The sequence below is a fragment of the Streptomyces sp. NPDC051018 genome (assembly GCF_044456085.1).
GTDB lineage: Bacteria > Actinomycetota > Actinomycetes > Streptomycetales > Streptomycetaceae > Streptomyces.
Genome location: NZ_JBITFN010000020.1, coordinates 90,849 through 117,562, shown reverse-complemented (window position 1 = coordinate 117,562; position 26,714 = coordinate 90,849). Strand labels below are relative to the sequence as shown.

Genomic DNA, 26,714 nt, shown 5'->3' with positions numbered 1-26,714 from the left:
GCGAACCGGTGACGAGACCGCCTCCCCCAGGCCGCGTGGGCTTCCCGTAGGGTCGACGTCACCGTACGGTCGAAACCGCCACCATCGCCCGTTCCAGCCGTCACCGTACGGCCGACGAATCCGTCACCGTCGAACCAACGGCCCCAACGCCTCCATCAGCCCACCCCACCCCACCTCAGATGCGTGCGCGCGGACCGATGACCGGATCCCGGTCACCGGTCCGCGCGGTGTCCACGGGCAGCACATCCGGCGACAGGGCCGCGGCCCGGGCGCTCGCGGCCGTCATCCGGCGCCGGTGGTGACGCCGGCACACCACCTCGTAGCCGACCGGTGTGTCGAGTCCATCCGCGTCCGTATCCACATCCACATCGCCGACCACGACCTGGGCGCCTTCGACGACCATCACCCCGCCGACCGTACGGGCGTTGTGCGTGGCCCGCGCGCCGCACCAGCACAGGGCCTCGACCTGGAGGACCTCGATCCGGTCCGCGAGTTCGACCAGCCGCTGCGATCCGGGAAAGAGCTTGGTGCGGAAGTCGGTGGTGATACCGAAGGCGAAGACGTCCACGCCGAGGTCGTCGACGACACGGGCGAGTTGGTCGATCTGTCCGGGAGTGAAGAACTGCGCCTCGTCGGCGATGACGTAGTCGCAGCGCCCGCCCCGGGAGAGGAGGTCCACCAGATAGGCGTAGATGTCGATGTCCTCGGTCGTCTCCACGGCGTCGGTGACCAGGCCCAGCCGGGAGGAGAGCTTCCCCTCGCCCGCGCGGTCGTCGCGGGTGAGGATCACGCCCCGCAGGCCACGGGCCGACCGGTTGTGCTCGATCTGCAGAGCGAGAGTGCTCTTGCCGCAGTCCATGGTTCCGGAGAAGAAAACCAGTTCGGGCATGGGAAGTCAGGACCTTTCACAGCACATCGGCTCGAATCGATACGGCTCAATACGGCGGAGTCACTACGGCCGGCCACGCGGGAGGAGCCCGGTACAGCCCCCTGAACAACCCCGGCGGGCGGCCTTACGACCGCGGCGACGACCTCGGCATTACGACCGCACTTCGAGCAGCGGGACAAGCTGCTCGGCCGGCGTCATGGAGCCGTGCATTCCGTTCATCGCCGACTCATGGGGCTCCCGCTCGGACGCGGTGATCACCACATCGTCGCAGGCGGCGGCGACGACATCGCCGATACGGCCGACGACCCGCTCGTCCACCGCGGGCCCGAACCAGCCCGCCGCGATCGCCTCGGCACGGCTCGCCACCCAGAACCGGTCACCGAGCACCTCGCTCCAGACCGCCAGGACATCGGCCTCCGCACCCGGTACGGCGTACACATGCCGTGCCCGGCCCTCGCCACCGAGGAGGGCGACCCCGGCACGCAGCTCCCAGTCCTCGTCGAAGTCGATACGCGACTCCTCGTCGAAAGGGACGTCGATCATGCCGTGGTCCGCGGTGATGTACAGGGCCGAGCGCGGCGGCAGCTGCTCGGCGAGGCGCTGCGCCAGCCGGTCGACGTACATCAGCTGGCCGCGCCAGGCGTCCGAGTCGACGCCGTACCGGTGACCCATGCCGTCGACCTCGCTGTAGTAGGTGTAGACGAGCGAGCGGTCGCCCTCGGCGAGCTGCTGGGCCGCGAGATCCATCCGCTCCTCGGCGGCCAGCCGCCCGTGAAACGTTCCGCCACTGAGCGCGATCCGGGTGAGCGGGGTGTGCTCGAAGATCGGTGAGGACACCTGGGCGGTGTGGATCCCGGCCCGGTCGGCGAGCTGGAAGACGGTCGGGTACGGCTGCCACTGCTGCGGATCGGTGTACGGCTTCCAGCGCAGCTGGTTCATCAGTTCACCGGTCTCGGGGTTGCGCACGGTGTAGCCGGGCAGCCCGTGCAGACCGGGCGCGAGGCCCGTGCCGACCGAGGCGAGCGAGGCCGCGGTGGTGGCGGGGAAGCCGACGGTGATGGGCCGGCCGGTGCCGCCCCGCGAGCCGGACAGCAGTGAGAAGAGATAGGGCGCCTCGTCCGGGTGTTCGCGGATCTGCTCCCAGCCGAGCCCATCGATCAGGAACACGCAGTTCCGGTCGGCGGGGGTGAGTTCGGGGATCGCCGCGCCGAGCCCGGGGACGCCCTGGCCCGCCGCGAGCGTCGGCAGAAGGTCGGCGAGCGAGCCCGTGCCGTACTCGGGAACGAGCGCGGTGTCGAGTGCGAGGGGAACGGGCTCGTCGGGCCGGGCAGCGGACGTCGCGGGCTGCACCATCAGTTCGCGGCCTGGGTGGCCGTCGCCGCCGTCGCCTCGGAGAGCGCCTGGGCGAAGACCAGCGTCTGGCGGACGGTGTCCGGACCGTCACCGGCCTCGCTGACCCGCAGGCTGAGATCGTCCGCGGTGGAGTTGCCGGTGTAGCCGTGGTCCGCCTCGCAGTTGGGGTCGCCGCAGGCGGCGGGCTCCAGATCCAGCCTGGACACCGCGCCCCAGCCGATGGTGAGGACGACCTCGCGGGGCAGCGTCCCCGGGGTGTACGACTCCGGATTGGCGACCACCCTGCTGACCACGACCGACGAGATCCGGTCGAGCTTGACCGATTCGGTGGAGGTCGTGGCGAAGGGGGTCGGGGAACTGGAGTCGGCGGTCTGCTCGTCCGTGTGGCTGACGATGAAGCGGTTTCCCGTCAGCACGAGCACGGTGACATGGCGGCGCACTTCATTGGCGTCGAACGTGGTCTCCTGGTGGACCAGATACGAGGCGATCTGCTCGCCTCCGACGGCGGCCTCCACCGCCTCGGCCACGAGAGCCGGGTAGTAGCCGCTGCGCTCGATCGCCGCGCGCAGCCCCTGGGTCGTCGTACCGGTCTTCGCCATGTGGTCCATCCTACGGGCCCCGAAGGGCGTCGAACGCTCAGTCGTGCCGAGCGGTGCTCAGTAGCTGGGGAGTCGGCGTGGGCCGAGGTCGGTGTGGGTGCCGGACGGCGCGAGCCGTACGGAGACGCCGAGAACGGAGAGTCCCCGTTGAGCGACAACGACTGGTTCCAGACTGATTCCGATCACTTCCGGGTGATCGTCGACCAATCGTGATACGCGCAACAGCAACTCCTCCAGCGCGGCGGTATCGACCGGCGCTGAGCCGCGCCAGCCGAAGAGCAGGGGTGCGGCCCGGATGCTCCGGATCTGCTCGGCCGCGTCACGTTCGGTGACGGGCACGAGCCGGTGCGCGGTGTCCCCGAGGAGCTCGGAGGCGGCGCCCGCGAGCCCGAAGGAGAGATACGCGCCGACCGCGGGATCGACGACGGCCCGTACGACGGTGTCCACACCGCGCGGCGCCATCGCCTGCACCACCGGCCGCAGCTCGACGGGTTTACCGAGGAGCCCGGTCATCTCGCCGTACGCCTGCCGCAACTGGGTCTCGTCGGCCAGATCGAGCCGTACGCCTCCGAGATCGGCGCGGTGGCGCAAATGGGGTGCGGTCGTCTTGAGCGCCACCGGGTATCCGAGCCGCCCGGCCGCGGACACGGCGTCGTCGGGACCCGGTGCCGGCAGCGTCGGCCACACCCGGATGCCGTAGGAGTCGAGCAGGCCGCGCGCTTCCGCTTCGGGAAGGGTGAGTCCCCGGGGGTCCGCTCCGGCGCCGAGCCGGCTTTCGATCCGGGCGGCGGCACCGGCCTCGTCGATGTCGTCGTACTCGGGCACCTTCCCCGGCTCGGCCGCGTGCCTGCGCCACCGCGCGTACTTCACGGCCTCGGAGAGCGCCCTGACGGCGCGCTCGGCGGCGGGATAGGCGGGGATACGGCGGGTGGGGGCCGCCGGGGTCTCCTCCGGGAGCCGGGGTGACGGGGTGGTGCCCGGCGGGGTGTCACGGACCGGCCCGCCCGGCGCGGCGCCCGGGGCCGCGGTCGGGGTCGGGGTCGGGGGCGCGGTCGGAGTTGTGGCCGTGGTCGGAGTCGTGGTCGCAGAGGGTCTGACAGCGGCCGACGCCCCCGTACGGGTGCTGCTCGCCGCCGCCAGCGCGTCCGCCAGGCCGCCCAGCTCGACATGGACCACGGCCACCGGTTTCGCCGGTGCGGACGCGGCGGCCTCGTGGAGCGCGGCGGCCAGCACCCCGCCGTCGCCGGTTTCCATGGTTCCGTCGTCGCCGACCCGGGGGATGGCCGTGACGATCACCGCATCGCAGCCGCCGTCCGCCAGGGCCGTCGCGAGGGCGGCACGGAAGTCGGCCGGGGTCGCGGCGGTCGTCAGATCGAGCGGGGGCATCGGAAGGAGACCCTCCGCCAGGCAGGCATCGTACGCCAGCAGCCCCAGCGACTCGGAGTTGCCGAGGATCGCCACCCGCGGGCCCGCCGGGAGCGGCTGGCCCGCGAGAAGGAGGCCCGCGTCGACCAGTTCCGTGACGGTGTCCACGCGGATGACGCCCGCCTGCCGCAGCAGCGCTCCGACCGCCGCGTCCGGAATGCGGGCGACCGGTACCGCGTGCCCCGGGGGCTCACTGCCGCTGTGGCGCGCCCCCTTGACCACGACGACCGGCTTCACCGCGGCCGTACGCCGGGCGAGCCGGGTGAACTTCCGCGGATTGCCGATGGATTCGAGGTACAGCAGGGCCACATCGGTGTCCGCGTCCTCGTACCAGTACTGGAGGAAGTCGTTGCCGGACACATCGGCACGGTTGCCCGACGAGATGAAGGTCGACAGTCCCGCGCCCCGGCGGTGCAGCCCGGACAGCAGCGCGATGCCGATCGCCCCGGACTGGGCGAAGAGCCCGATCCGGCCGGCCGCAGGGGCCTCGGGCGCCAGCGAGGCGTTGAGGCGGACGGACTCCGCGGTGCTGATGATGCCGAACGAGTTCGGGCCGATCACCCGCATGCCGTACGAACGCGCCCGGCGCACCAGGTCCCGCTGCCGCTCCCGTCCCTCCTCCCCGCTCTCCGCGTATCCGGCGCTGAGGACGACCAGTCCCCGTACCCCGTGCTCACCGCAGTCGGTGACCGCCTCCGGCACCCTCTCGGCGGGAACGGCGACGACGGCGAGGTCGACCGGCTCGCCCGTCGCGGCGACGGTCTCGCCGACGGAACGGAAGGCCGGGACCCCGTCGATCTCGCGCTGCGATGCGGGGAAAGCCCTGTTCACCGCGTAGGTCCGGCCGGTGTACCCCCCGCCGAGAATGTTGCGCAGTACGGTCCGGCCCACCCCGCCCGCGGCACGTCCGGCGCCGACGACCGCGACCGCCCTGGGCGCCAGCAGCCGCTGCACCGAGCGGGCCTCCGCACGCTGCTCCCGGCCGCGCTGCACCGCGAGGGACTCGGCGGTCGGTTCGAGATCGAGGGTCAGATGGACCGAGCCGTCCTCGAAACTGCGCTTCTGGGTGTAACCGGCGTCCCGGAGGACCTTGATCATCTTGTTGTTCGCGGGCAGCACCTCGGCGGCGAACCGCCGGATCCCTCTCTCACGCGCGACGGCAGCGATGTGTTCGAGCATCGCGGAGGCGATCCCGCGCCCCTGGTGGGCGTCCTGGACGAGGAAGGCGACCTCCGCCTCGTCGGCGGGCTCGCTCGCCGGACGCCCGCGCTCGTCGATCCGTTCGTAGCGGACGGTCGCGATGAACTCCCCGCCGGCCATGGCCGCGAGTCCCACCCGGTCCACATAGTCGTGATGGGTGAAACGGTGCACGTCCTTGGGGGACAGATGCGGGTAGGGAGCGAAGAAGCGGTAGTACTTCGACTCGTCCGAGACCTTCTCGTAGAAGCTGACCAGACGGTCGGCGTCGTCGGCGGTGATGGGCCTGATACGCGCGGTGGCGCCGTCGCGCAGCACCACGTCCGCTTCCCAGTGGTCGGGGTAGGCGTGATCGGACTCCGTCGGCATGGCAGAAAGCGTACGGCGCCCTCCCCCCTCGTGGAGGGCTCTCCGGGATGGTCACCGGGCGCTGCGGCAATGTCACAGGTCGCGGCCGGTCTCCGGGCACGGCAATCTGGGAGCGCCGACGGGTCCCACCTCGGGAAACCCGCCGGTACGGGCTTCGCGGCCCACCGTGAGAGACTGGTCTAGACAACCAATGATGACTTGAAGGGCAACACCATGGCTGAGCGCCGCGTCAACGTCGGCTGGGCCGAGGGCCTTCACGCCCGCCCCGCCTCCATCTTCGTCCGTGCCGCCACGGCGTCCGGTGTTCCCGTGACGATCGCCAAGTCCGACGGCACTCCGGTGAACGCGGCCTCGATGCTCGCCGTCCTCGGCCTGGGCGCGCAGGGCGGCGAGGAGATCGTGCTGGCCTCCGAAGCGGACGGCGCGGACATCGCCCTGGACCGGCTGGCCAAGCTGGTGGCCGAGGGACTGGAAGAGCTGCCGGAGACGGTCTGAGGGCGCTGCGCGGAGACCTCACAGGCACCGCGCGCCGCGTCCACATCCATCCACGTCCACGGATAGACCGCACAGAACACGCCGTACGGAGCATCCGGGCAACCGGGAGTCCGGAACGGCCGTCCGGCTCGTCGGCCCACCGCCCCCACAAACAGCACACAGGCGCCGTCCCGCACCCCGGGACCGGCGCCTCTCGCCGTATCAGTCGCCATCAGGGGGATTCCCGTCGCGCCGCCCCGGCAGGATGACGCGCCACCACCGCGCGAAATCGCTTCCGTGGTCCGGCCCGGCGACACGGGGTACGGCCCGACCACGCGGGTAACGGACCGGATGGCACGGAAACTGCCCTGGTGGCACGGACACGGCCCGGGACGCCGGGAAAGGCCAGGCACCCCGGGGAACAGCACCACGGAAAACATCCGGCACGACCGACGCCGAAGGCCCCGGCGTCACAAACGCCGGGGCCCGGTGACGGTGATCGCCGCGCGGACGGTGTCCGCCCGGGTCAGATCTTCACGCCGTGCGAGCGCAGATAGGCGATGGGGCTGATGTCCGACCCGTACTCGGCGTCGGTACGGACCTCGAAGTGCAGGTGCGGCCCGGTGGAGTTGCCGGTCGACCCCGCGAGCCCGATCCGCTCCCCCGGCATGACCTGCCGGCCGACCGAGACGCTGATGGACGACAGATGGCCGTACTGGGTGTACGAGCCGTCGCGCATCTTGATCACGACGTTGTAGCCGTACGCACCGCCCCAGCCCGCCTCGACGACGGTTCCGGCGCCCACGGACACCACGGAGGTACCGGCGGGGGCGCGGAAGTCGACGCCCGTGTGGGTGCCGGAGGACCACAGCGAACTGTTGGCCTGGTAGGCCGTGGAGACATGCGAGCCGGCGACGGGCAGCCGGTAGGTGTTGAGGAGCTTGCGCTCGGCCTCGCGGGCGGCGCGCTCCTTGGCCTCACGGGCGGCCTTCGCGCGGGCCTCGGCCTGGGCCAGCGCCCTGGCGGTGGCCTCGTCGGCCGCCTTGCGCTGGACGACGGCCTGGTCGGCGACCGTGTCGGCCATCCGCTCGGAACCCAGGGCCTCGATGACGCCGGTGTCCTCGGCGCTGAGGCCGGGCTCGGCGGGCTTGGCTTCGGAGTCCGAGTCGGCGGCGAACGCCGGTGCGGCGAGGGTTCCGATGACACCGGTGGTGGCGAGGGTCGCGACTCCGGCGATGCCGGCGCTCTTGCGAGACATCCGGCTCGGGCCGCGGTGTTTCCCGGCGGGGCGGGTGAACGCCATGAAGGGGCTTGTCCTTTCCTTCCCTCTCGCCTACCGGGTTAGCTGACGGGTTCGGAGCAGGAAGGTCTCCTACGGGCTCCTCCGCACGGATGCGAAGGGGTCCGATTCACCCCTGTGGGGATTGCCCCTCCGGGCGCGTACCGCGGCAGGAGGGAGGGTCCCCGGCTCCCCCGGCTCGCGCCTGACGGGGATTCGGCGATGACTGTCCGTGCCGCGGGTGCGGCGTACTCCCGACGAACAGCCGGGACGACGCTAGGCCGGAGAGCTGTCGATCACCAAACAGACGGCCGATTTTGTTGCTTACACCACAGGACGCGTCACCCGACTTCCCAACAATCCGGACATTCAGCGGGTCCGGGAACGAGCCAAGGGGAGAGCCCCGGTGTCCCGTGACACCGGGGCTCCCCCGTGCCCGCGGAGTGCGGGTGGGCTCAATCAGCCCGTGACGACCGTCACTTCGCCGATACCCAGCTCCTTCACCGGCTCGGCGATCTCCGAGGCGTCACCGACGAGCACGGTCACGAGCCGGTCCTCCGGGAACGCGCTGACCGCCGCGGCCGTCGCCTCCACCGTGCCGGTCTGGGCGAGGCGTACGTACAACTGCGCCTGGAAGTCGTCCGGAAGGTGCTGCTCCACCTGGTCGGCGAGGGTTCCGGCGACGGAGGCCGCCATCTCGTACCGCAGCGGGGCGACGCCCACCAGGTTCTGCACGGCGACATCGCGCTCGGCGTCGGTCAGGCCCTCGGCCGCGAGCGTCCGCAGCACCTGCCAGAGGTCCTTCAGCGCCGGACCGGTGTTCGGTGTGTCCACCGAACCGCTGATGCCGAGCATCGCGGCCCCCGACCCGTCGGGAGCGGAGCACAGGACCTGGCCGAAGGCCCGTACGCCGTAGGTGTAGCCCTTCTCCTCGCGCAGCACCCGGTCCAGCCGGGAGGTGAGGGTGCCGCCCAGGCAGTAGGTACCGAGGACCTGGGCGGGCCAGACGCGGTCGTGGCGGTCCGGGCCGATCCTGCCGATCAGCAGCTGGGTCTGCACCGCACCCGGACGGTCCACGATGACCACCCGTCCGGTGTCGTCCGCGGTGATCACCGGTGCCGTACGGCGCTCGGCGGTGTCACCGGTCCAGTCGCCGAGGGTCTCGGCGAGCACCGCGTCGAGGTCGACCCCGGTGAGGTCGCCGACGATGACCGCGGTGGCGGTGGACGGACGGACGTGCGCCTCGAAGAACGCCCGCACGGCCGCGGAGTCGATCCGGGCCACGGTCTCCTCCGTCCCCTGACGGGGACGGGACATCCGCAGCGAGGACGGGAACAGCTGGCGGTACAGCTCCTTGGCGGCGCGGCGGCCCGGGTTGGCCGTCTCGTGCGGAATCTCGTCCAGCCGGTTGCGTACGAGCCGCTCGACCTCGGCGTCGGCGAAGGCGGGCGCGCGCAGTGCCTCCGAGAGCAGCCCGAGCGCCTTGGGCAGCCGGGAGACGGGAACTTCCAGGGAGACCCGCACGCCCGGGTGGTCGGCGTGGGCGTCGAGCGTGGCGCCGCAGCGCTCCAACTCGGCGGCGAACTCCTCGGCGGAGCGCTTGTCGGTGCCCTCGGACAGGGCGCGCGCCATGATCGTGGCGACGCCGTCCAGGCCCTCGGGCTCGGCGCCCAGCGGGGCGTCGAGGGAGATCTCGACCGCGACGACCTGCTGGCCGGGGCGGTGACAGCGCAGCACGGTCAGGCCGTTGTCCAGCGTGCCGCGCTCGGGGGCGGGAAACGCCCAGGGCATGGGCTCGCCCGCCGTGGGCCGGGGGTGGAAGTCCATCGTGGTCAACGGCTCAGCGGCGTCGGTCACCGGTCCGCCCCCTCTTCTGCGTCGCTCGCGTCGTCCTGATCGGTCTGCTCGGCCGGGCCGGCGACCGGTTCGTACACCAGCACCGCCCTGTTGTCGGGGCGCAGCCTGGCCCGAGCGACCGACCGCACCTCGTCGGCGGTGACGTCGAGCACCCGCTCCACCGCGGTCAGCGCGAGCTGCGGGTCGCCGAACAGCACCGCGTACCGGCACAGTTCGTCGGCGCGGCCGGCCACGGTGCCGAGCCGGTCCAGCCACTCCCGCTCCAACTGGGCCTGGGCCCGCTCCATCTCCTCGGGAGTCGGCCCCTCCTCGGCGAACCGGGCCAGCTCCTCGTCGACGGCGGCCTCGATCTGCGGGACCTCGACCCCGCCGGACGTCTTCACGTCCAGCCAGCCGAGCGACGGCGCCCCGGCCAGCCGCAGCAGCCCGAATCCGGCGGCGACGGCCGTCTGGTCACGGCGTACCAGGCGGTTGTGCAGCCGTGAGGACTCCCCGCCGCCGAGCACGGTCAGCGCCAGGTCGACGGCGTCGCACTCGCGCGTTCCGTCGTGCGGCAGGCGGTAGGCGGCCATCAGCGCGCGCGCCGGGACCTGCTCCTCGACGACCTCCCGCAGTTCCCTGCCGATGTTCTCGGGGAGGGAGCCGTCGCGCGGGGGCTGTTTGCCGTCGTGGGAGGGAATGGAGCCGAAGTACTTCTCGATCCAGGCGAGCGTCCGCTCGGGATCGATGTCGCCGACGACCGACAGCACGGCGTTGTTCGGCGCGTAGTAGGTACGGAAGAAGGCGCGGGCGTCCTCCAGGGTGGCCGCGTCCAGGTCCGCCATGGAGCCGATGGGCGTGTGGTGGTAGGGGTGGCCCTCCGGATAGGCGAGCGCGGTGAGCTTCTCGAAGGCCGTGCCGTACGGAACGTTGTCGTACCGCTGGCGGCGCTCGTTCTTGACGACGTCCCGCTGGTTCTCCATCGACTCCTCGTCGAGGGCGGCGAGGAGGGAGCCCATCCGGTCGGCCTCCAGCCAGAGCGCCAGCTCCAGCTCGTGCGTCGGCATCGTCTCGAAGTAGTTGGTGCGCTCGAAGCTGGTGGTGCCGTTGAGCGAACCGCCGGCGCCCTGCACCAGCTCGAAGTGACCGTTGCCCTTGACCTGTTTCGAGCCCTGGAACATCAGATGCTCGAAGAGGTGAGCCAGTCCTGTACGGCCCTTGACCTCATGACGTGAGCCCACGTCGTACCAGAGGCAGACCGCGGCCACCGGGGTCAGGTGGTCCTCGGAGAGCACCACGCGCAAGCCGTTGGCCAGGCGGTGCTCCGTCGCTGTCAGGCCGCCCGAACCGGCCTGCGCTGTGGCCGTGTGACCCATGGGCATGTACGTCCCTTCGATCGCGATGCTGTCGGTTGTCTTCCCAGCACTGTCACTGTATGCAAGCGCGCTGACAGCTGGCGAAGTTCCCGTTTCGCGGCCGGCGAAGTTCCGGGAGCACGGCCGGGGGTTTCGGGGTGGCGGGGGGCGTGTTCACGGGTCGCGGTCCGTGTTGTCAGTGGGACGGGCCACAATGGTCGGCGTCAGTTCCCGATCCGGTACGTGAGGAGCAGCAGCCGCGATGGCCCGCCGCAGCACGAAAACCCCGCCGCCTGGGGGTCGCCCCGACCGAGGGTCAGGGGGAGATTTCGAGGAGCGGATCCTCGACATCGACGTCGTCGACGAGATGCAGGGCTCCTTCCTCGAATACGCCTACTCGGTGATCTACTCGCGTGCCCTCCCGGACGCCCGCGACGGCATGAAGCCGGTGCAGCGCCGGATCGTGTACCAGATGAACGAGATGGGGCTGCGCCCCGAGCGCGGCTATGTGAAGTGCGCGCGTGTCGTCGGTGACGTCATGGGCAAGCTGCACCCCCACGGCGACCAGTCGATCTACGACGCGCTGGTGCGCATGGCCCAGCCGTTCTCGATGCGGCTCCCGCTGATCGACGGCCATGGGAACTTCGGCTCGCTGGGCAATGACGACCCGCCCGCCGCCATGCGGTACACCGAGTGCCGGATGGCCGACGCGACCTCGCTGATGACGGAGTCCATCGACGAGGACACGGTCGATTTCGCACCGAACTACGACGGGCAGGAGCAGGAGCCCGTAGCCCTGCCCGCCGCATATCCGAATCTGCTGGTCAACGGCTCGTCCGGGATCGCCGTCGGCATGGCGACGAATATGCCGCCGCACAATCTGGGCGAGGTCATCGCCGCCGCCCGCCATCTGATCAGGCACCCGGGCGCCGATCTGGACACCCTGATGCGGTATGTGCCGGGTCCCGATCTGCCGACCGGCGGCCGGATCGTGGGTCTGACGGGCATCAGGGACGCGTACGAGACGGGCCGGGGCACCTTCAGGATCCGCGCGACGGCGACCGTGGAGGACGTCACCCCGCGCCGCAAAGGGCTGGTCGTGACCGAACTGCCCTTCACGGTGGGCCCGGAGAAGGTGATCGCCAAGATCAAGGATCTCGTCGGCTCGAAGAGGCTCCAGGGAATCGCGGACGTCAAGGACCTCACCGACCGGGCCCACGGCCTGCGCCTGGTCATCGAGGTCAAGAACGGCTTCGTCCCGGAGGCCGTCCTGGAGCAGCTCTACAAGCTGACGCCGATGGAGGAGTCCTTCGGTATCAACAATGTGGCGCTGGTGGACGGCCAGCCCCTCACCCTGGGGCTCAAGGAGCTGCTGGAGGTCTACCTCGACCACCGCTTCGAGGTGGTGCGCCGGCGCAGTGAGTTCCGGCGGGGCAGGAAGCGCGACCGGCTGCACCTGGTGGAGGGCCTGCTCGTCGCCCTGGTCGACATCGACGAGGTCATCCGGCTGATCAGGTCGAGCGAGAACTCCGCGCAGGCGAAGGAGCGGCTGATCGAGCGCTTCTCCCTCTCCGACATCCAGACGCAGTACATCCTGGATACCCCGCTGCGGCGGCTGACCAGGTTCGACCGGATCGAGCTGGAGAGCGAGCGGGACCGGCTGACCGCGGAGATCGCGGAGCTGACCCGGATCCTGGAGTCGGACGCCGAGCTGCGGAAGCTGGTCTCGGGCGAGCTGGCGGCGGTGGCGAAGAAGTTCACCACCGAGCGGCGGACCGTCCTGCTGGAATCTGCGGCCGCGCCGGTCGCGGCGGTGGCGCTGGAGGTCGCGGACGATCCCTGCCGGGTGCTCCTTTCCTCCACGGGCCTGCTGGCGCGGACGGCGACGGGCGAGCCCCTGCCGGAGGGCAGGGGCAGACGTGCCAAACACGATCTGATCGTCTCGGCCGTTCTCGCGACCGCGCGGGGCGATGTGGGAGCGGTGACCTCGGCCGGGCGGGTACTGCGGCTGTCGGTGATCGACCTCCCGCAGCTGCCGCAGACCGCGACGGCGCCGAATCTCTCGGGCGGTGCGCCACTGTCGGAGTTCCTGTCACTGGAGGCGGGCGAGACGGTCGTGTGTCTCACGACGCTGGAGGAGGAGTCGCCCGGTCTGGCGCTGGGGACCCTCCAGGGGGTCGTCAAGCGCGTGGTCCCGGACTATCCGGCCAACAAGGACGAGCTGGAGGTCATCAGCCTCAAGGAGGGCGACCGGGTCGTCGGCGGTGTGGAGCTGCGTACGGGCGAGGAGGACCTGGTCTTCATCACCTCCGACGCCCAGCTGCTGCGCTACCAGGCGTCCCAGGTCCGGCCCCAGGGCCGGGCGGCGGGCGGTATGGCCGGGATCAAGCTGGCGGAGGGCGCCCGGGTGATCTCCTTCACCGCGGTCGATCCTGCGGCGGAGGCGGCGGTCTTCACGGCGGCGAGTGCGACGGGCACGCTGGACGACTCGATCACTTCGGCCAAGCTCACCCCCTTCGACCAGTACCCCCGCAAGGGGCGGGCGACGGGCGGTGTGCGCTGTCAGCGCTTTCTCAAGGGCGAGGACGCGCTGGTCCTGGCATGGGCGGGGGCGACCCCGGTCCATGCCTCCCAGAAGAACGGGGCCGCGGCGCAGCTGCCGGACCCGGACCCGCGCCGCGACGGCTCCGGCACCCCGCTGACCTCGTCGGTGGCGGCGCTGGCGGGCCCGCCGCAGTAGCCGGACCGGACCGCCGGGGACTTGTGGAAGGGCAGGAAGTCGTACGGGCCCCTGTGTACGGGTTCCTGCCCGTCCCCCGTCCCTGACGTCCGGCTCTCGGCTGCGCGCTCGTGATCCATGCCCTGCGGAGTACGGATCAAGGGCCCGGCCCACCAGGCCTTCCGTTCGGATCGGGCCGGACCCGGGAGAGCGGGATCCTGTGCCGGGCGGGTGCTCAGGACCGGCCCCGATCCGTGCCTGGCGGCCGTGCGCGGAGGGGATCGTGCCGGGCCCGCGAGCCCGGCACGATCCGGACGAGTGCCCGGCCCCAGGGGGTACGAACTGGGGCGGGACCGGTCTACGGAGTGGGAGGACCCTCCTCGTACCGCCCGGAGTTCTCCACGAGGCCCGGCTCACCGTGCTCGCCAAGAGCGAGTGAACCGTCGGCGGCGGGGGCGTACGAGCCGCCGGGATCGTCGGCCTCGCCGGACCCGTCCAGTGGGTTCGGCACAAAGCGCAGGACGCCCCACATGCTCCGCTCGTCGGGAGTGTCCCCCGGGCCGCTCACCCTGGCCGCGTCGAGCGCCTTGAGGAGGGCCGCGCCGTCGATGCCGGAGCCGATGAGCACCAGCTGGGTACGGCGCTCGGCATTCCGGGGCCAGGGCTCGGGATAGAAGCGGAGAAAGCGGCCGACCGCGTGGACGGCGTACCGGCGGTGCGGATCGGCGGCGCCGAAGTCGACGAATCCCTTGATCCGGTAGAGCCCCTCGGGCCGGGAGTCCAGAAAGGCGAGCAGCGCCTGCGGCTCCATGGGCTCGTACGAGGTGAAGTCGGTGCTCTCGTACGCGGCGTGCAGATGCGTGGAGTGGTCGTGGTCGTGTTCCGCGTCGTCGAGAAGATCCTCGAAGGCGAGCTGGCCCACCCGTTCCGTGCTCGGGCGGCGGTCGAAGAACAGCTCCGGGTCGACCCGCCCGTACACGGACTCGACGACGGCGGCCGTTCCCGCCAGACCGGCCTTCCCTCCGGGACCGGCCTCTCCCGCGAGCGCGGTACGGAGCCGGGCCAGCGCCGGGCCGTCCACCCGGTCGGTCTTGTTGAGCACCACGAGATCGGCGATGGCGAGATGGCGGTCGATCTCCGGGTGCCGCTCGCGGGTCGCCTCGAACTCGGCCGCGTCGACGACCTCGACGAGCCCCCCGTACACGATCCGGTCGTTCTCGCTCGCGAGCAGCATCCGGACGAGTTCCTGGGGCTCCGCGAGGCCACTCGCCTCGATCACGATCACATCGAGCCGGGCGGCGGGCCGGGCGAGCTTGTCCAGGAAGACATCCAGTTCACTGGCGTCGACGGCACAGCACAGACAGCCGTTCCCGAGGGAGACCGTGGAGTCACCGAGCTGCCCGGCCACGGTCATGGCGTCGATCTCGATGGCGCCGAAGTCATTGACGATCGCACCGATCCGGGTGCCTCTGCTGGCCCGGAGGAGATGGTTGAGCAGGGTCGTCTTGCCCGAACCCAGGAACCCCGCGAGGACGACGACCGGGATCTGCCCGCACGTGGGACCCGGCTCACCCGGCTCACTCGACCCGCTCGGCGAACGTGCCCCGCCCGGCTTGATCGTCGGGGTCGGCGAGGCCGCTTCGTACGGCCTGCTCCGCGGCATCGACCCGTACGGCACGCTCGGAGGCTTCGACTCACGCGGCAGGCTCGACGGATCTCCCGGATCTCCCGGGTTCCCCGGACCCTCCGGGCTCGACGGGTTCTCAGACGCGTTCGACGTGCTGGGTTCGCTCGGCGGGTTGGTCGGGCTCACCTGGGACCTTCCTCGTACTGCGGACACCTACCGCCGGCCGCATGCTCCCCGAGCCCGCCGGCCGCTCCAGGATATGGGTGCCCGTGGAGCGTGCCCGAACCCGGCAAGGGCCGGCCCGAAACGGATGGTGCCGCCGTGTTCCGGCCGCTCGGGCCGGGAGCAGTACGGGTCCGGAGTCTCAGCCCGCACCACGATTTCGGAAAGCCCTCCTCGCCCCTTACCGTTCCTAGTCATGAGCCCCGAACCGACCTCCCCGGCCCGACGCCGCCGGTTCGGCTGGCCGCAGCGGGTCTTCTCCCAGGTCCTGCTGATGCAGCTGGCCATCGCCACCGGTGTCACCGTCCTGGCCACCGGTCTTTTCCTCGCGCCGCTCAGCGCCCAGCTCGACGATCAGGCCATGCGCAGGGCGCTCGCCATCGCGCAGACCACCGCGTCCGCCGACGTCGCCGAGAAGCTCCTGAACAGCCGTCCCTCACTGGACGGCCCGGTCCAGGCGGACGCCGAACGCATCAGGAAGGCCACGGGCGCCGAGTACATCGTGATCATGGACATGGGCGGCGTGCGCTGGTCGCACACCTCCCCGGAGGAGATCGGCCGGGTCGTCTCCACGGACCCCAGCGTTCCGCTCGCGGGCCGGGAGATCATGGAGATCGACAGCGGCACGCTCGGCCGCTCCGCCAGGGGCAAGGTCCCGCTGCGCGACCGCGACGGCACGATCGTGGGCGCGGTGTCGGTGGGCATCGAGTACGACAGCGTCCGCGACCGTCTGTTCTCGGCCATCCCGGGCCTGGTCGCCTATGCCGGAGGCGCCCTCGCCGTCGGTGCGCTGGCCGCGTATCTGATCTCCCGAAGGCTCCAGCGTCAGACCCATGACCTCGCGTTCTCCGATATCTCCGCGCTGCTCGCCGAGCGGGAGGCGATGCTGCACGGCATCCGCGAGGGAGTCGTCGCACTGGACGCGTCGGGCCGGATCCGGCTCATGAACGACGAGGCACAGCGGCTCCTGGGCCTCGCGTCCGGCGCCAAGGGACTGCCACTGGAGGTGGTACTGGGCGAGGGGCGTACGACCGATGTCCTCGCCGGCCGGGTCACCGGTGAGGACCTCGTGACCGTACGCGGTCACCGTGTTCTGGTCGCCAACCGGATGCCGACCCACGACGGCGGCGCCGTCGCCACCCTGCGCGACCGCACCGAACTGGAGCAGCTCGGCCGGGAACTGGACTCCACCCGGGGGCTCATCGACGCCATGCGCGCCCAGGATCATGAGCACGCCAACCGGATGCACACCCTCCTCGGCCTGCTGGAACTGGAGATGCACGACGAGGCGGTGGACTTCATCACGGAGGTGGTCGGGGTGCACCGGGCCACGTCCGAGCAGGTCACGGAGAAGGTCCACGACCCACTGCTGGCATCACTGCTGGTGGGGAAGGCGACGGTGGCCGCCGAACGCGGAGTGTCCCTGCGGATCGCCCCCGAGTCGATGCTGCCGGACCGGGTGGTGGACCCGCGCGAGCTGGTGACGGTCGTCGGCAATCTGGTGGACAACGCGATGGACGCGGCCTCCGGTTCCGAGGACGCCAGGATCGAGGTCGAGCTGTACGCGGAGGGCAGCACGGCGATCATCCGGATCACCGACAGCGGGCCCGGCGTCCCGTTCGGACAGCGCGAGCTGATCTTCACCGAGGGCTGGACCACCAAGGAACTCCCGGTCCACGGCAAGCGCGGACTCGGACTGGCGCTCGTCCGCAGACTGGCGGAACGGCAGGGCGGAAGCACGGAAGTACGCGACGCGCCGAACGGAGGCGCCGAATTCATCGTGGTACTCCCTGAGGCGCTGTCCGAATTGGCAGAGCCCGTACCGGCCACCGCCGCGGAGGTGCGATGAGCGAGGGACAGCAGTGCGGGAGCGGACCGGCCGGCGGCGGCGAAGGCGCCGGCCGGGACGATGTGATCGACGTCCTCGTGGTGGACGACGACGTCCGGGTCGCGGGGATCAACGCGGCGTATGTCGCCAAGGTGCCCGGCTTCCGTGTCTCGGCGAAGGCGCATTCGGCCGCCGAGGCACTCGCCCGTATCGCCGACTCCCCGGTGGATCTGGTGCTCATGGACCACTATCTGCCGGACGGAAACGGGCTTGGAGTCGTACGGGAGTTGCGCAGCCTCGGCCACCAGACCGATGTGATCATGGTCACGGCGGCCCGCAATGTGGCGACCGTTCAGGCCGCGATGCGCCATGGAGCGCTCCAGTATCTGGTGAAACCTTTCAACTTCGCCGGGCTGCGGTCCAAGCTGGAGGCGTACGCGGGTCTCCGCCGCACCCTCGGCAGGGGCGGTGAGGCGGAACAGGCCGAGGTGGACCGGATCTTCGGCGCGCTGTCGGCCGGTGCGATCACCCCGGATCTGCCCAAGGGGCACTCACCGACCACCGCCGAGGCCGTACGCCAGGTGCTGCTGTCGGCAGCGGGCCCGCTCTCCACCCAGGAGATCGCGGAGCGCGCGGGCGTGAGCCGGCAGACCGCACAGCGCTATCTGAAGCTGCTGGAACGGGCGAGCCGTGTCCGGCTCAGCCTGAAGTACGGCGAGACGGGCCGTCCGGAGCACCGCTATCTCTGGTCCACGAGCTGAACCCCTCCACACAGCCAACGGTTACACCGCTCCCGCGCCCGTGAGCGCCCTGACCTCCGTCTCCGCGTGCTTGGCCTGGTCCGGGGGCTCGGCCGAGGTGACGGTGCCGATCCAGCCCGCCAGAAAGCCCAGGGGGATGGAGACCGCGCCCGGGTTCTGCAGGGGGAAGACCTGGAAGTCGAGGCCGGGGAACAGCGACTCCGGACTGCCCGAGACGACCGGGGACACCAGGACCAGGACCACGGACGGGATCAGCCCTCCGTAGACCGCCCAGACGGCACCGCGGGTGGTGAACTTCCTCCAGAACAGCGAGTAGAGCAGTACGGGCAGATTGGCGGAGGCGGCGACCGCGAAGGCCAGACCCACCAGGAACGCCACATTCATGTCGCGGGCGACCAGCCCGAGCGCGATCGCCACGGCCCCGATCCCCGCCGCCGCGACCCGGGCGACGGCGACCTCGCTGCGCCGCCCGGCACCACGGCGTCTGAGCGAGGCGTACAGATCGTGGGCGACCGACGCCGATGAGGCCAGGGTGATGCCCGCGACAACGGCCAGGATCGTCGCGAAGGCCACGGCGGCGACCACGGCGAACAGCACCGTGCCTCCGGTGGAACCCGAACCTCCCCCGAGGTCCAGGGCGAGCAGCGGCACCGCGGTGTTGCCTGCGGCGTTCGACGCGCGGACCTCGTCGGAGCCCACCAGCGCCGCGGCACCGAAACCGAGCACGATCGTCATCAGATAGAAGCTGCCGATGAGACCGATCGACCAGACGACCGAGCGGCGGGCGGCCCGCGCGGTCGGCACGGTGTAGAAGCGGGACAGGATGTGCGGCAACCCGGCCGTGCCCAGGACGAGGGCCAGGCCCAGGCTGATGAAGTCCAGGCGCGAAATCCAGTCCCCGCCGTACTTGAGACCGGGAGACAGAAAGTCCCTGCCGTGACCACTGCGGTCCGCGGCCGTGTCGAGCAGTTGGTAGACGTCGCCGTGGAACCTGGTGAGGACGAGGACGGTCAGGGTGATCGCGCCCGCCATCAGCAGCACGGCTTTCACAATCTGGATCCAGGTAGTGGCTCGCATCCCTCCGAACGAGACATAGATGACCATCAGTGCGCCCACGCCGATCACGGTCCACGAGCGCGCGGCTTCGCTCGTGCCACCGAGAAGCAGCGCGACAAGGCTTCCGGCCCCGACCATCTGCGCCACCAGATAGAGAACGGACACGGTGACCGAAGAAGTTCCCGCCGCGATACGGACCGGACGTTCTTTCATCCGTGAGGCGACGACATCGGCCAGGGTGAACCGGCCGCAGTTGCGGACCAGTTCGGCGACCAGCAGCAACACCACCAGCCAGGCGACCAGGAAGCCCACGGAGTAGAGCATTCCGTCGTAGCCGTAGAGGGCGATCAGACCGGAGATGCCGAGGAAGGACGCGGCGGACATGTAGTCGCCCGCGATGGCGAATCCGTTCTCCATCGGTGAGAACAGCCGCCCGCCCGCGTAGAACTCCTCCGCGGAACCTCGTCTGTTGCGGCTGACCCAGGTGGTGATGCCCAGGGTGACCGCGATGAACGCACTGAACAACACCAGCGCCAGGGTCTGGTGGTCGCCGCTCACCGCTCGCTCCCGCTCCGCGCCCCGACAGCACCCGGCAGCGGGACGCCCCTCGGCCTCCCCACCCCGGACGCCGCAGCTCCGGCTACCGGCTCCCCGGGCTCCGCGACTCCCGGTACGACGACATCGGGCTCCTCGAATCCCGGTACGAGGACCTCGGGCTCCGCAGTACCCGGCGCCACGACCACCGGCTTCGCGAATCCCGGTACAGACCCCTCGGCCTCCGCGCGGACCGGGTGCCCGGCGACCGGCCGTACAGCGGCCGGCCCGGCTGCCGACGGCTCCCTGAGCCTTGCCCGGTCGAAAACCGTCCAGCGCAGATCGAGCGCCGCACGATCCCTGCGCAGCCGCGCATGACGGGAGTAGGCCCAGGTCAGCACAAAGGTGGTCAGGAACTGTGCGAGACCCGCGAGCATCGCGACGTTCACCGCTCCGGCGACCGGCCGCGCCATCAGGTCCGGTGCCGCCGTCGCCGCCACGACATAGGCCAGGTACCAGAGCAGAAACGCCACAGCGGCGGGCATGACGAACCGCCGATAGCGGCTGCGCACCTCCTGGAAGGCCGCACTCCGCTGCACCTCCAGATAGATGTCCGCCGCATCGGCCTCACCGCTCCCCCGGTCCGGCGCCCATCCGCCGGCGAACCGCTCACCGGCGAGCCGGCCATCGGTGAACGGCCGCCCATCGGTGCCTCGCCCGTCCGCGAACCGGTCCGCGTCCGCGGCTCGGAGATCCGTGTTCCCTCCGGGCGGTACGACGGCCCGACCATCCGTACCGCCCGGTTCGCCCCAGCCGGAGGCCAGCGCGTCGTACCAGGGGTCGTCGAACCGCGCCACCGCGGCGTCCTGCCCTTCCTGCTTCTCCACCGCTCAACTCTCCTTGTCAGCGAACCGTTTCGGCCGCGTGCACAAGGATGGACAGAGCAGGAAGATCCCGGACTCTTCTCCCAGCGGGCTTCACCCCATCAGGTGATGCTGCTCCCGGGTGGCTGCGCGAGACCCTTCCGATAGGCGTACCGCACGGCCTGGGCCCGGTCGTGGAGCCCTGCCTTGGCGAAGAGATTGTTGATATGGGTCTTCACCGTGGCCGTGGAGATATGGAGGCGGCGGGCGATCTCGGCGTTGGTGAGACCGTCCGCGATCAGCGCCAGCACCTCGCCCTCCCGCCCGGTGAGGCCGTCGGGCAGCCGTGCGGCCGCCGGTTCGGGCGTGGAGGCCACCCTTTCGAGCAGTCTTTGCTGGACGACGGGGGACAGCCCGGCCCTGCCCGCGACGACGTCCTGGATGGCCCGGACGATCTCCCCGCCGTCGGCGTCCTTGGTGAGATAGCCCCGCGCGCCCGCCCGAAGAGCGGGAAAGAGCGAGTCGTCGTCCGCGTAGGTGGTGAGCACGACCACCTGGGTACCGGGGTGTTCGGCGCGGATCCGGCGGGTCGCCTCCACCCCGTCGCAGCGCGGCATCCGCAGATCCATCAGGACCACATCGGGAGCGAGTTCGGCGACCAGGGCGACGGCTTCCTCACCGTCCTTGGCGGATCCGACCACCTCGATGCCGGGCAGCAGCCCCAGGAGCATGACGATGCCCTCGCGCACGACGGCCTGGTCGTCGGCGACGACCACCCGCGCATCGGAGCCCGTCTCACCGGTACCCGCCCCGACGCCGCCGGTCGCGCCCGCCTCCCGACCTGCTCCCGAACCCGCCCCCGTCCCCGCGACCGAACCCGCCCCCGTCCCCGCCACCAATCCCGCTTCCCCCGCGACCGGTCCCGTCTCCGGTAGCCTCCGCGTCTCCCCGCCCGTCCCGGTACCGGAGCCCGCGCTCGCCCCCGTATCCGCATCGGCACTCCGCTCGCTCATGCCGGCACCCGCAGCCGCACCATGAAGCCCTCTCCCTCCGGCCCCGCCTCCAGGGTGCCGCCGAGCAGCTCGGCCCGCTCGCGCATCCCCAGCAGACCGTACCCGGAGCCGGACGCGGCCAAGTCCCCACTGGGAGCAGTCGCGCCCCAGTCCCTCACCTCAAGGGTGACCTCGCCCTCCTCGTACACGAATGTCATCCGCACCCTGGCGCCCGGTGCGTGCTTGCGCACATTCGTCAGCGCCTCCTGGGCCACCCGGCGTACCGCCTGGGACGCCTCGGCGGCCAGCGTCCGCCGCTCCCCCTGAACCACCGTCTCCGCTCCGTCCTCGGCGGCGATCTCCCGCAGATAGTCCTCTACGGGAACCATCTCTCCACGCAGCGCGGAAAGCGCCTGCCGGGTTTCCGCCAGCCCTTCGCGGGCCATGCCGCGAGCGGCCACCACCCGTTCCAGGATCCGGTCGCGGAACGGCCCCTCGGGCCCTTGCTCGATCTGGATGCGCGCCGCTTCCAGATGCACCAGCTGTGCGGAGAGGCTGTGGGCGAGCACATCATGGATCTCCCGGGCTATACGGGCCCGCTCCGCCAGGGCGGCGGAAACAGCCTCGGCCGCCCGAGCGGCCCGTTCCTGTGCGAGCAGCCGGAACCCCGCGCCCCTGCCCTCGGCGTCCTGCCGCAGTGTGTAGCCGCCGAGGAGCATCCCGGCGGTGGTGATCACCGTCCCCAGCACATCGTGCAGCATCACCGAGAAACTGCTGGCCATCAGGAATCCGACGACCAGACCGCAGGCGAGCGGTAGCCGTTCCACCGCGAGCGCGGTGACCGTGACCCACAGCACCGCCGCGGAAACCGACGCCCCCTCCCCGTAACCGACCCACCCCAGGACGGCGAGGACGGCGAGCAGGCCCAGGGAGGCGGACAGCCGGTTGTCCCTCGTCGTGCGCTGGTACGCGAGCCCGGCGACGACACTGATCACCAGGCCCAGCAACGGGAGCACTGCGCGCCACCCGGGGAAGACATCGGATGTATACGCACTGGAGAGGGCCCATCCGGCCAAGCCCCCCAGCAGCACCATGTCGACGGCGATACGGCTGCGCGGGACGCCGATACGCGACAGCGACTCCTTCGTCGGCCACTTGGTCCATCTGCCGGTCAGCACGTCCCGCCCCCTCCGTCCACCCCGACGCTACCGACCGGACGGCGGGCCCGGAATCGGGTCAGGGGTGGAGCCGCCTACTCCACCCCCGGGTGGGGTGCCCGCCCGGGAGCCGGTACCCACGTACGGGGAACCCGCAGGACGGCAACGACGACGGGTTTGGCGATCAGGCGTCGATACGCGAGCGGTCGAGTGTCGCGGCGGAGCTGGTGATGAACTCCTTGCGGGGCGCGACCTCATTGCCCATGAGCAGGTCGAAGATCTGCTCGGCGGACTCCAGGTCTCCGATGTTGATCCGCCGCAGGGTGCGGTGGCGGGGGTCCATCGTGGTCTCCGCCAGCTGGTCGGCGTCCATCTCCCCGAGGCCCTTGTAGCGCTGGATGGAGTCCTTGAAGCGGACGCCCTTGCGCTGGTACTCCAGCAGGGTCTGCCGCAGCTCGTTGTCGGAGTATGTGTACACGTACTTGTCCTGGCCCTTCTTGGGCTGGACCAGCTCGATCCGGTGCAGTGGCGGCACCGCCGCGAAGACCCGCCCCGCCTCCACCATCGGACGCATATAGCGCTGGAAGAGCGTCAGCAGCAGACATCGGATGTGAGCACCGTCGACATCGGCGTCGACGAGGAGAACGATCTTGCCGTAGCGAGCGGTGTCGATGTCGAAGGTCCGGCCCGATCCGGCTCCTATCACCTGGATGATCGCGCCGCACTCGGCGTTCTTCAGCATGTCCGAGACCGACGACTTCTGAACGTTCAGGATCTTCCCGCGGATCGGCAGCAGTGCCTGGAACTCGCTGTTCCGCGCGAGCTTGGCGGTGCCGAGCGCGGAGTCGCCCTCGACGATGAACAGCTCACTGCGCTCCACGTCGTCACTGCGGCAGTCTGCGAGCTTGGCGGGCAGCGACGAGGACTCCAGGGCCGTCTTCCGGCGCTGGGCCTCCTTGTGCTGACGTGCGGCGATACGCGTACGGGCGGCGGCGACGGCCTTCTCCAGCACGGCTCGCGCCTGCGCCTTGGCGTCCCGCTTGGTCGAGGTCAGAAACGCCTTCAGCTCCCGGGCCACCACATTGGCCACGATCCTGTTGGCCGCCGAGGTGCCCAGCACCTCCTTGGTCTGCCCCTCGAACTGAGGCTCGGCCAAGCGGACGGTGACCACCGCCGTCAGGCCCTCCAGCGCGTCGTCCTTGATGATGTCGTCCTCGGCGACCCGCAGCAGCTTCGAGGCGCGCAGCACCTCGTTCATCGTCTTGGTGACGGAACGCTCGAAGCCGGTGATGTGCGTACCGCCCTTGGGGGTGGCGATGATGTTCACGAACGACTTGACCGTGCTGTCGTAGCCCGTACCCCAGCGCAGCGCGATATCGACACCCAGCTCACGGGTGACCTCGGTGGGGGTCATGTGCCCCCGGTCGTCCAGCACGGGGACGGTCTCCTTGAAGACCCCCTGTCCGGTGAGGCGCAGCACATCGCAGACGGCCTTGTCCTGCGCCAGATACTCGCAGAACTCGCTGATGCCCCCGTCGAAGCGGAAGATCTCCTGGCTCTTGCCCTCGCCGGCCAGATCCCGCTCGTCGCGCACCACGATGGTCAGGCCGGGCACCAGGAAAGCGGTCTGGCGGGCGCGCTGGTGCAGGGTCTCCAGGGAGAGCCTGGCGTCCTTGAGGAAGATCTGGCGGTCCGCCCAGTAGCGCACCCGGGTGCCGGTGCGGGTCTTGGGAACGCGCTTGCCCTTCAGCAGCCCGTTCGCCGGGTCGAAGGGCGCGTCGGGGCCCTGCTCGGTGAAGATGCCGGGCACCCCGCGCCGGAAGCTGATCGAGTGGGTGACGCCTCGGTCGACCTCGACGTCGAGGCGGGCCGACAGCGCGTTCACGACCGAAGCGCCGACACCGTGGAGACCGCCGGAGGCCGCGTACGAGCCGCCGCCGAACTTGCCTCCCGCGTGGAGCTTGGTCATGACGACCTCGACGCCGGAGAGGCCGGTCTTGGGCTCCACGTCGACGGGGATGCCCCGCCCGTTGTCCTGCACCTCGACGGAGCCGTCCTCGTGGAGGATGACCTCGATGTGGTCGCAGTAGCCGCCGAGGGCCTCGTCGACCGAGTTGTCGATGATCTCCCACAGGCAGTGCATCAGACCGCGGCTGTCGGTCGACCCGATGTACATGCCGGGGCGCTTGCGGACCGCTTCGAGGCCTTCGAGGACGAGCAGGTGCCGCGCTGTGTAGTTGGAGCCGTCACGCTCCGCGGTCAGCAGCGCTGTGGACGGCACGGACGTTTCGGCGGTCACGCGGTTCGCTCCTCGCTGAATTTCACATGTGGCCCTGAGGGGTAGTGGCCCGGCGTCGGTCGCCGGTCAGAGCGTACCGAGCCCTGATAGAGCCGATGTAACGCCACCCTCGTGATTCCTCATGCTAGTCCAGCATCGCATACATGTTCGATCCCTCGATGGGGTGACGTGAACATCACGTTCCAATCGAGGCATGAACCATTTAGGCTCCGGGCACGTCCTCATGAACAACCGGCAACCCAGCCGGGAGGGCCAAACGAGACAAGCAACGCGAAATCCGTAAAGCGAAGCAATACGGCTCATTCGCCGCCACCTGGTAGCAGACAGCCGCCTTGAGAAGAAGTTTCGAGGAAAAGCCCCGAGCGGGAACGTTTTCGGGCTGGTTGGATGTTGACCCTGGTACGACAGCTCGTCGAGCTAGAGAAGAGGCGACGTGACTACTGTTCTGACCCCCGCGAGCCCGCTGACGGCCGCTGACCGCTGCGACCGCTGCGGCGCCCAGGCGTACCTGCGCGTCGTCCTGACCAGCGGTGGTGAACTGCTCTTCTGTGCCCACCACGGGCGCAAGTTCGAGCCGGAACTCAAGAAGATCGCCGCGGAAATACAGGATGAGACCGACCGACTCACGGCCGTACCGGCCGGTGCCGGAGAAGAGGATCACTGACACCTCGCATCCACGACGAGCCAAGGCCGGTCCGCGACCGGCCGACGGGCGGCACCCTGAGCTCCACGGGTGACCGCCCGCTCTCGTCCGGTGACCGCCCCGCCGGCCTCGCAGACCCGCCCCAGCCCTCGTCACCCATCGTCCGTTCGGAGCCGGAGCGTCCTCCTGTCAAGGCAGGTCGGCTCGGGACGGGACAGCCCGAACCGCGGCCGGAGTGGAGAGAGCACGGCCTCGGCGGCGCGTGAACGCGTCCACGGGGACGATGGGCCCCGTCCTGGACGCCCCGCTCCCGGTACGGTCCTCTCCCGGCCGTCCTTCAGGGCCGCGGCACCCCGGACACCCGTGTGTAGACCCCCGGACTGTCCGCCCGGCCGCAGCCGCTGCCCCAGGAGACCAGACCGATGAGCTTCCCCTGGGCCACCAGCGGCCCTCCGCTGTCCCCCTGGCAGGCGTCACGACCTCCCTGGGGGTCTCCGGCACAGAGCATCGTTGAGGCCGTGTAGCGGCCGCCCAGGCCCCCTGGGTAGGCCCTTTCACAGGTCTGGTCCGGCAGCACACTCACCTCGGCCGCGCGCAGTGCCGAGGCATAGCTGCCGTCGCCCTCCGTATCGCCCCAGCCGTAGACGGTGGCGCCCGTGCCGGGGGTGTACGCCGGGTCCCCGGCCGCCGCGGTGGCGATCACGGATGACGCGGGAAGCGCCTCGGCGAGCGTGAGCACCGCCATGTCCGAACTGTTCGTCTCCGGGTCGTACGCCGGTGAGATCCAGGTGCCGGTAACGGGGATCTCCCGCCCCTCCGCCGCGACCAGCTCCGTACGCCCCGCGATAACCCGCAGATCCCGGACTTCTGACACCTCCCCGCCGAGCACGGTCCGGCTGAGGCAGTGGGCCGCGGTCATCACCTGGGTGGGCGCGACGACCACCCCGCCGCAGAACTGGCCCGCGCGCGTTCCCCCGAACCGGTCACGGCTGGCGAGCGCGACGACCCACGGCGTATCGGCGACATGCACGGGAAAGCCCCCGACGACCACACTGTCGGCGGCTGCCTGCGGTGAGGAGGCCAGCGGTGCCACGGCTCCCGCGGTGACCAGGGCCAGCGCCCCGGTCAGGGCTCGGACGACGGGGGGGCGCATGTGGTCTCCTGACTCTGCGTGAACGGCGTCAACTCAGCGTCAGCCAGGACGCCCCCGTCCGCACCCCGGATACTCCTGAGACGG

Annotated in this window: 18 protein-coding genes, 1 pseudogene and 1 riboswitch; of the genes and pseudogenes, 5 read left to right on the top strand and 14 right to left on the bottom strand. The window is 70.6% G+C overall.

What is annotated here, in order from left to right:
* Positions 1–175 precede the first annotated feature (175 nt).
* The 4 genes from ACIBCM_RS28360 to ACIBCM_RS28345 form a co-directional block, all read right to left on the bottom strand.
* Complete coding sequence (locus ACIBCM_RS28360) at positions 176–889, bottom strand: thymidine kinase (protein ID WP_399248028.1); 714 nt, start codon at positions 887–889, stop codon at positions 176–178.
* Between the two features lie 150 nt (positions 890–1,039).
* A complete protein-coding gene (locus tag ACIBCM_RS28355; protein WP_399248026.1) occupies positions 1,040–2,242 on the bottom strand; it encodes an alkaline phosphatase family protein in 1,203 nt (400 codons plus the stop codon).
* The gene (locus tag ACIBCM_RS28350; protein ID WP_399248024.1) at positions 2,242–2,841 is read right to left on the bottom strand and encodes a DUF5998 family protein; all 600 of its coding nucleotides are present in this window, start codon (positions 2,839–2,841) and stop codon (positions 2,242–2,244) included. The genes ACIBCM_RS28355 and ACIBCM_RS28350 overlap by 1 nt, the downstream gene beginning before the upstream one ends.
* Before the next feature lie 57 nt (positions 2,842–2,898).
* On the bottom strand, positions 2,899–5,832 hold the full coding sequence (locus ACIBCM_RS28345) for a GNAT family N-acetyltransferase (RefSeq protein ID WP_399248022.1): 2,934 nt from the start codon (positions 5,830–5,832) through the stop codon (positions 2,899–2,901).
* A 213-nt stretch (positions 5,833–6,045) separates the two neighbouring features.
* Here ACIBCM_RS28345 and ACIBCM_RS28340 point away from each other — a divergent pair, with 213 nt between their 5' ends.
* On the top strand, positions 6,046–6,327 hold the full coding sequence (locus ACIBCM_RS28340) for an HPr family phosphocarrier protein (protein WP_399248020.1): 282 nt from the start codon (positions 6,046–6,048) through the stop codon (positions 6,325–6,327).
* Between the two features lie 505 nt (positions 6,328–6,832).
* Here the strand turns inward: ACIBCM_RS28340 and ACIBCM_RS28335 are convergent.
* The 3 genes from ACIBCM_RS28335 to ACIBCM_RS28325 form a co-directional block, all read right to left on the bottom strand.
* Positions 6,833–7,609: a M23 family metallopeptidase gene (locus ACIBCM_RS28335; RefSeq protein WP_399248018.1), complete on the bottom strand. Its 777-nt coding sequence runs from the start codon at positions 7,607–7,609 to the stop codon at positions 6,833–6,835.
* Between the two features lie 12 nt (positions 7,610–7,621).
* Positions 7,622–7,817: riboswitch (cyclic di-AMP (ydaO/yuaA leader) on the bottom strand.
* A 227-nt stretch (positions 7,818–8,044) separates the two neighbouring features.
* Positions 8,045–9,442: a M16 family metallopeptidase gene (locus ACIBCM_RS28330; RefSeq protein ID WP_399248016.1), complete on the bottom strand. Its 1,398-nt coding sequence runs from the start codon at positions 9,440–9,442 to the stop codon at positions 8,045–8,047.
* Positions 9,439–10,797 carry a M16 family metallopeptidase gene (locus tag ACIBCM_RS28325; RefSeq protein ID WP_399248061.1) on the bottom strand — a complete coding sequence of 453 codons (1,359 nt, stop codon included), beginning with the start codon at positions 10,795–10,797 and terminating at the stop codon, positions 9,439–9,441. The genes ACIBCM_RS28330 and ACIBCM_RS28325 overlap by 4 nt, the downstream gene beginning before the upstream one ends.
* 241 nt (positions 10,798–11,038) lie before the next feature.
* Here ACIBCM_RS28325 and ACIBCM_RS28320 point away from each other — a divergent pair, with 241 nt between their 5' ends.
* Positions 11,039–13,516 (top strand): DNA topoisomerase (ATP-hydrolyzing) subunit A, encoded by a 2,478-nt coding sequence (locus tag ACIBCM_RS28320; protein WP_399248014.1) that lies wholly within the window; start codon positions 11,039–11,041, stop codon positions 13,514–13,516.
* 337 nt (positions 13,517–13,853) lie between these two features.
* Here the strand turns inward: ACIBCM_RS28320 and ACIBCM_RS28315 are convergent, their stop codons facing one another.
* Positions 13,854–15,158 (bottom strand): CobW family GTP-binding protein, encoded by a 1,305-nt coding sequence (locus tag ACIBCM_RS28315; protein ID WP_399248012.1) that lies wholly within the window; start codon positions 15,156–15,158, stop codon positions 13,854–13,856.
* Positions 15,159–15,540: 382 nt separating this feature from the next.
* Here ACIBCM_RS28315 and ACIBCM_RS28310 point away from each other — a divergent pair, with 382 nt between their 5' ends.
* Complete coding sequence (locus ACIBCM_RS28310; protein ID WP_399248010.1) at positions 15,541–17,193, top strand: ATP-binding protein; 1,653 nt, start codon at positions 15,541–15,543, stop codon at positions 17,191–17,193.
* Between the two features lie 62 nt (positions 17,194–17,255).
* Complete coding sequence (locus ACIBCM_RS28305; RefSeq protein ID WP_399248059.1) at positions 17,256–17,933, top strand: response regulator; 678 nt, start codon at positions 17,256–17,258, stop codon at positions 17,931–17,933.
* 21 nt (positions 17,934–17,954) lie between these two features.
* On the opposite strand, the gene ACIBCM_RS28300 is transcribed toward ACIBCM_RS28305, so the two are convergent.
* The 5 genes and pseudogenes from ACIBCM_RS28300 to ACIBCM_RS28280 all read right to left on the bottom strand — a co-directional run bounded on the left by ACIBCM_RS28300 (position 17,955) and on the right by ACIBCM_RS28280 (position 24,834).
* Complete coding sequence (locus ACIBCM_RS28300; RefSeq protein WP_399248008.1) at positions 17,955–19,547, bottom strand: cation acetate symporter; 1,593 nt, start codon at positions 19,545–19,547, stop codon at positions 17,955–17,957.
* Between the two features lie 266 nt (positions 19,548–19,813).
* Positions 19,814–20,410: pseudogene (locus tag ACIBCM_RS28295) on the bottom strand (DUF485 domain-containing protein); the annotation flags it as partial.
* Between the two features lie 98 nt (positions 20,411–20,508).
* Positions 20,509–21,162, bottom strand: coding sequence for a response regulator (locus ACIBCM_RS28290; RefSeq protein WP_399248006.1), 654 nt, complete (start codon positions 21,160–21,162; stop codon positions 20,509–20,511).
* Between the two features lie 233 nt (positions 21,163–21,395).
* Positions 21,396–22,556: a sensor histidine kinase gene (locus ACIBCM_RS28285; protein WP_399248004.1), complete on the bottom strand. Its 1,161-nt coding sequence runs from the start codon at positions 22,554–22,556 to the stop codon at positions 21,396–21,398.
* 163 nt (positions 22,557–22,719) lie between these two features.
* Positions 22,720–24,834 carry a type IIA DNA topoisomerase subunit B gene (locus ACIBCM_RS28280; RefSeq protein ID WP_399248002.1) on the bottom strand — a complete coding sequence of 705 codons (2,115 nt, stop codon included), beginning with the start codon at positions 24,832–24,834 and terminating at the stop codon, positions 22,720–22,722.
* Between the two features lie 433 nt (positions 24,835–25,267).
* Between ACIBCM_RS28280 and ACIBCM_RS28275 the strand changes: the two genes are divergently transcribed.
* Entirely contained in the window at positions 25,268–25,498 is a 231-nt protein-coding gene (locus tag ACIBCM_RS28275) for a hypothetical protein (RefSeq protein ID WP_250918724.1), read from the top strand.
* 316 nt (positions 25,499–25,814) lie between these two features.
* On the opposite strand, the gene ACIBCM_RS28270 is transcribed toward ACIBCM_RS28275, so the two are convergent.
* Positions 25,815–26,630: a S1 family serine peptidase gene (locus tag ACIBCM_RS28270; protein ID WP_399247999.1), complete on the bottom strand. Its 816-nt coding sequence runs from the start codon at positions 26,628–26,630 to the stop codon at positions 25,815–25,817.
* Between the last annotated feature and the right edge of the window lie 84 nt (positions 26,631–26,714).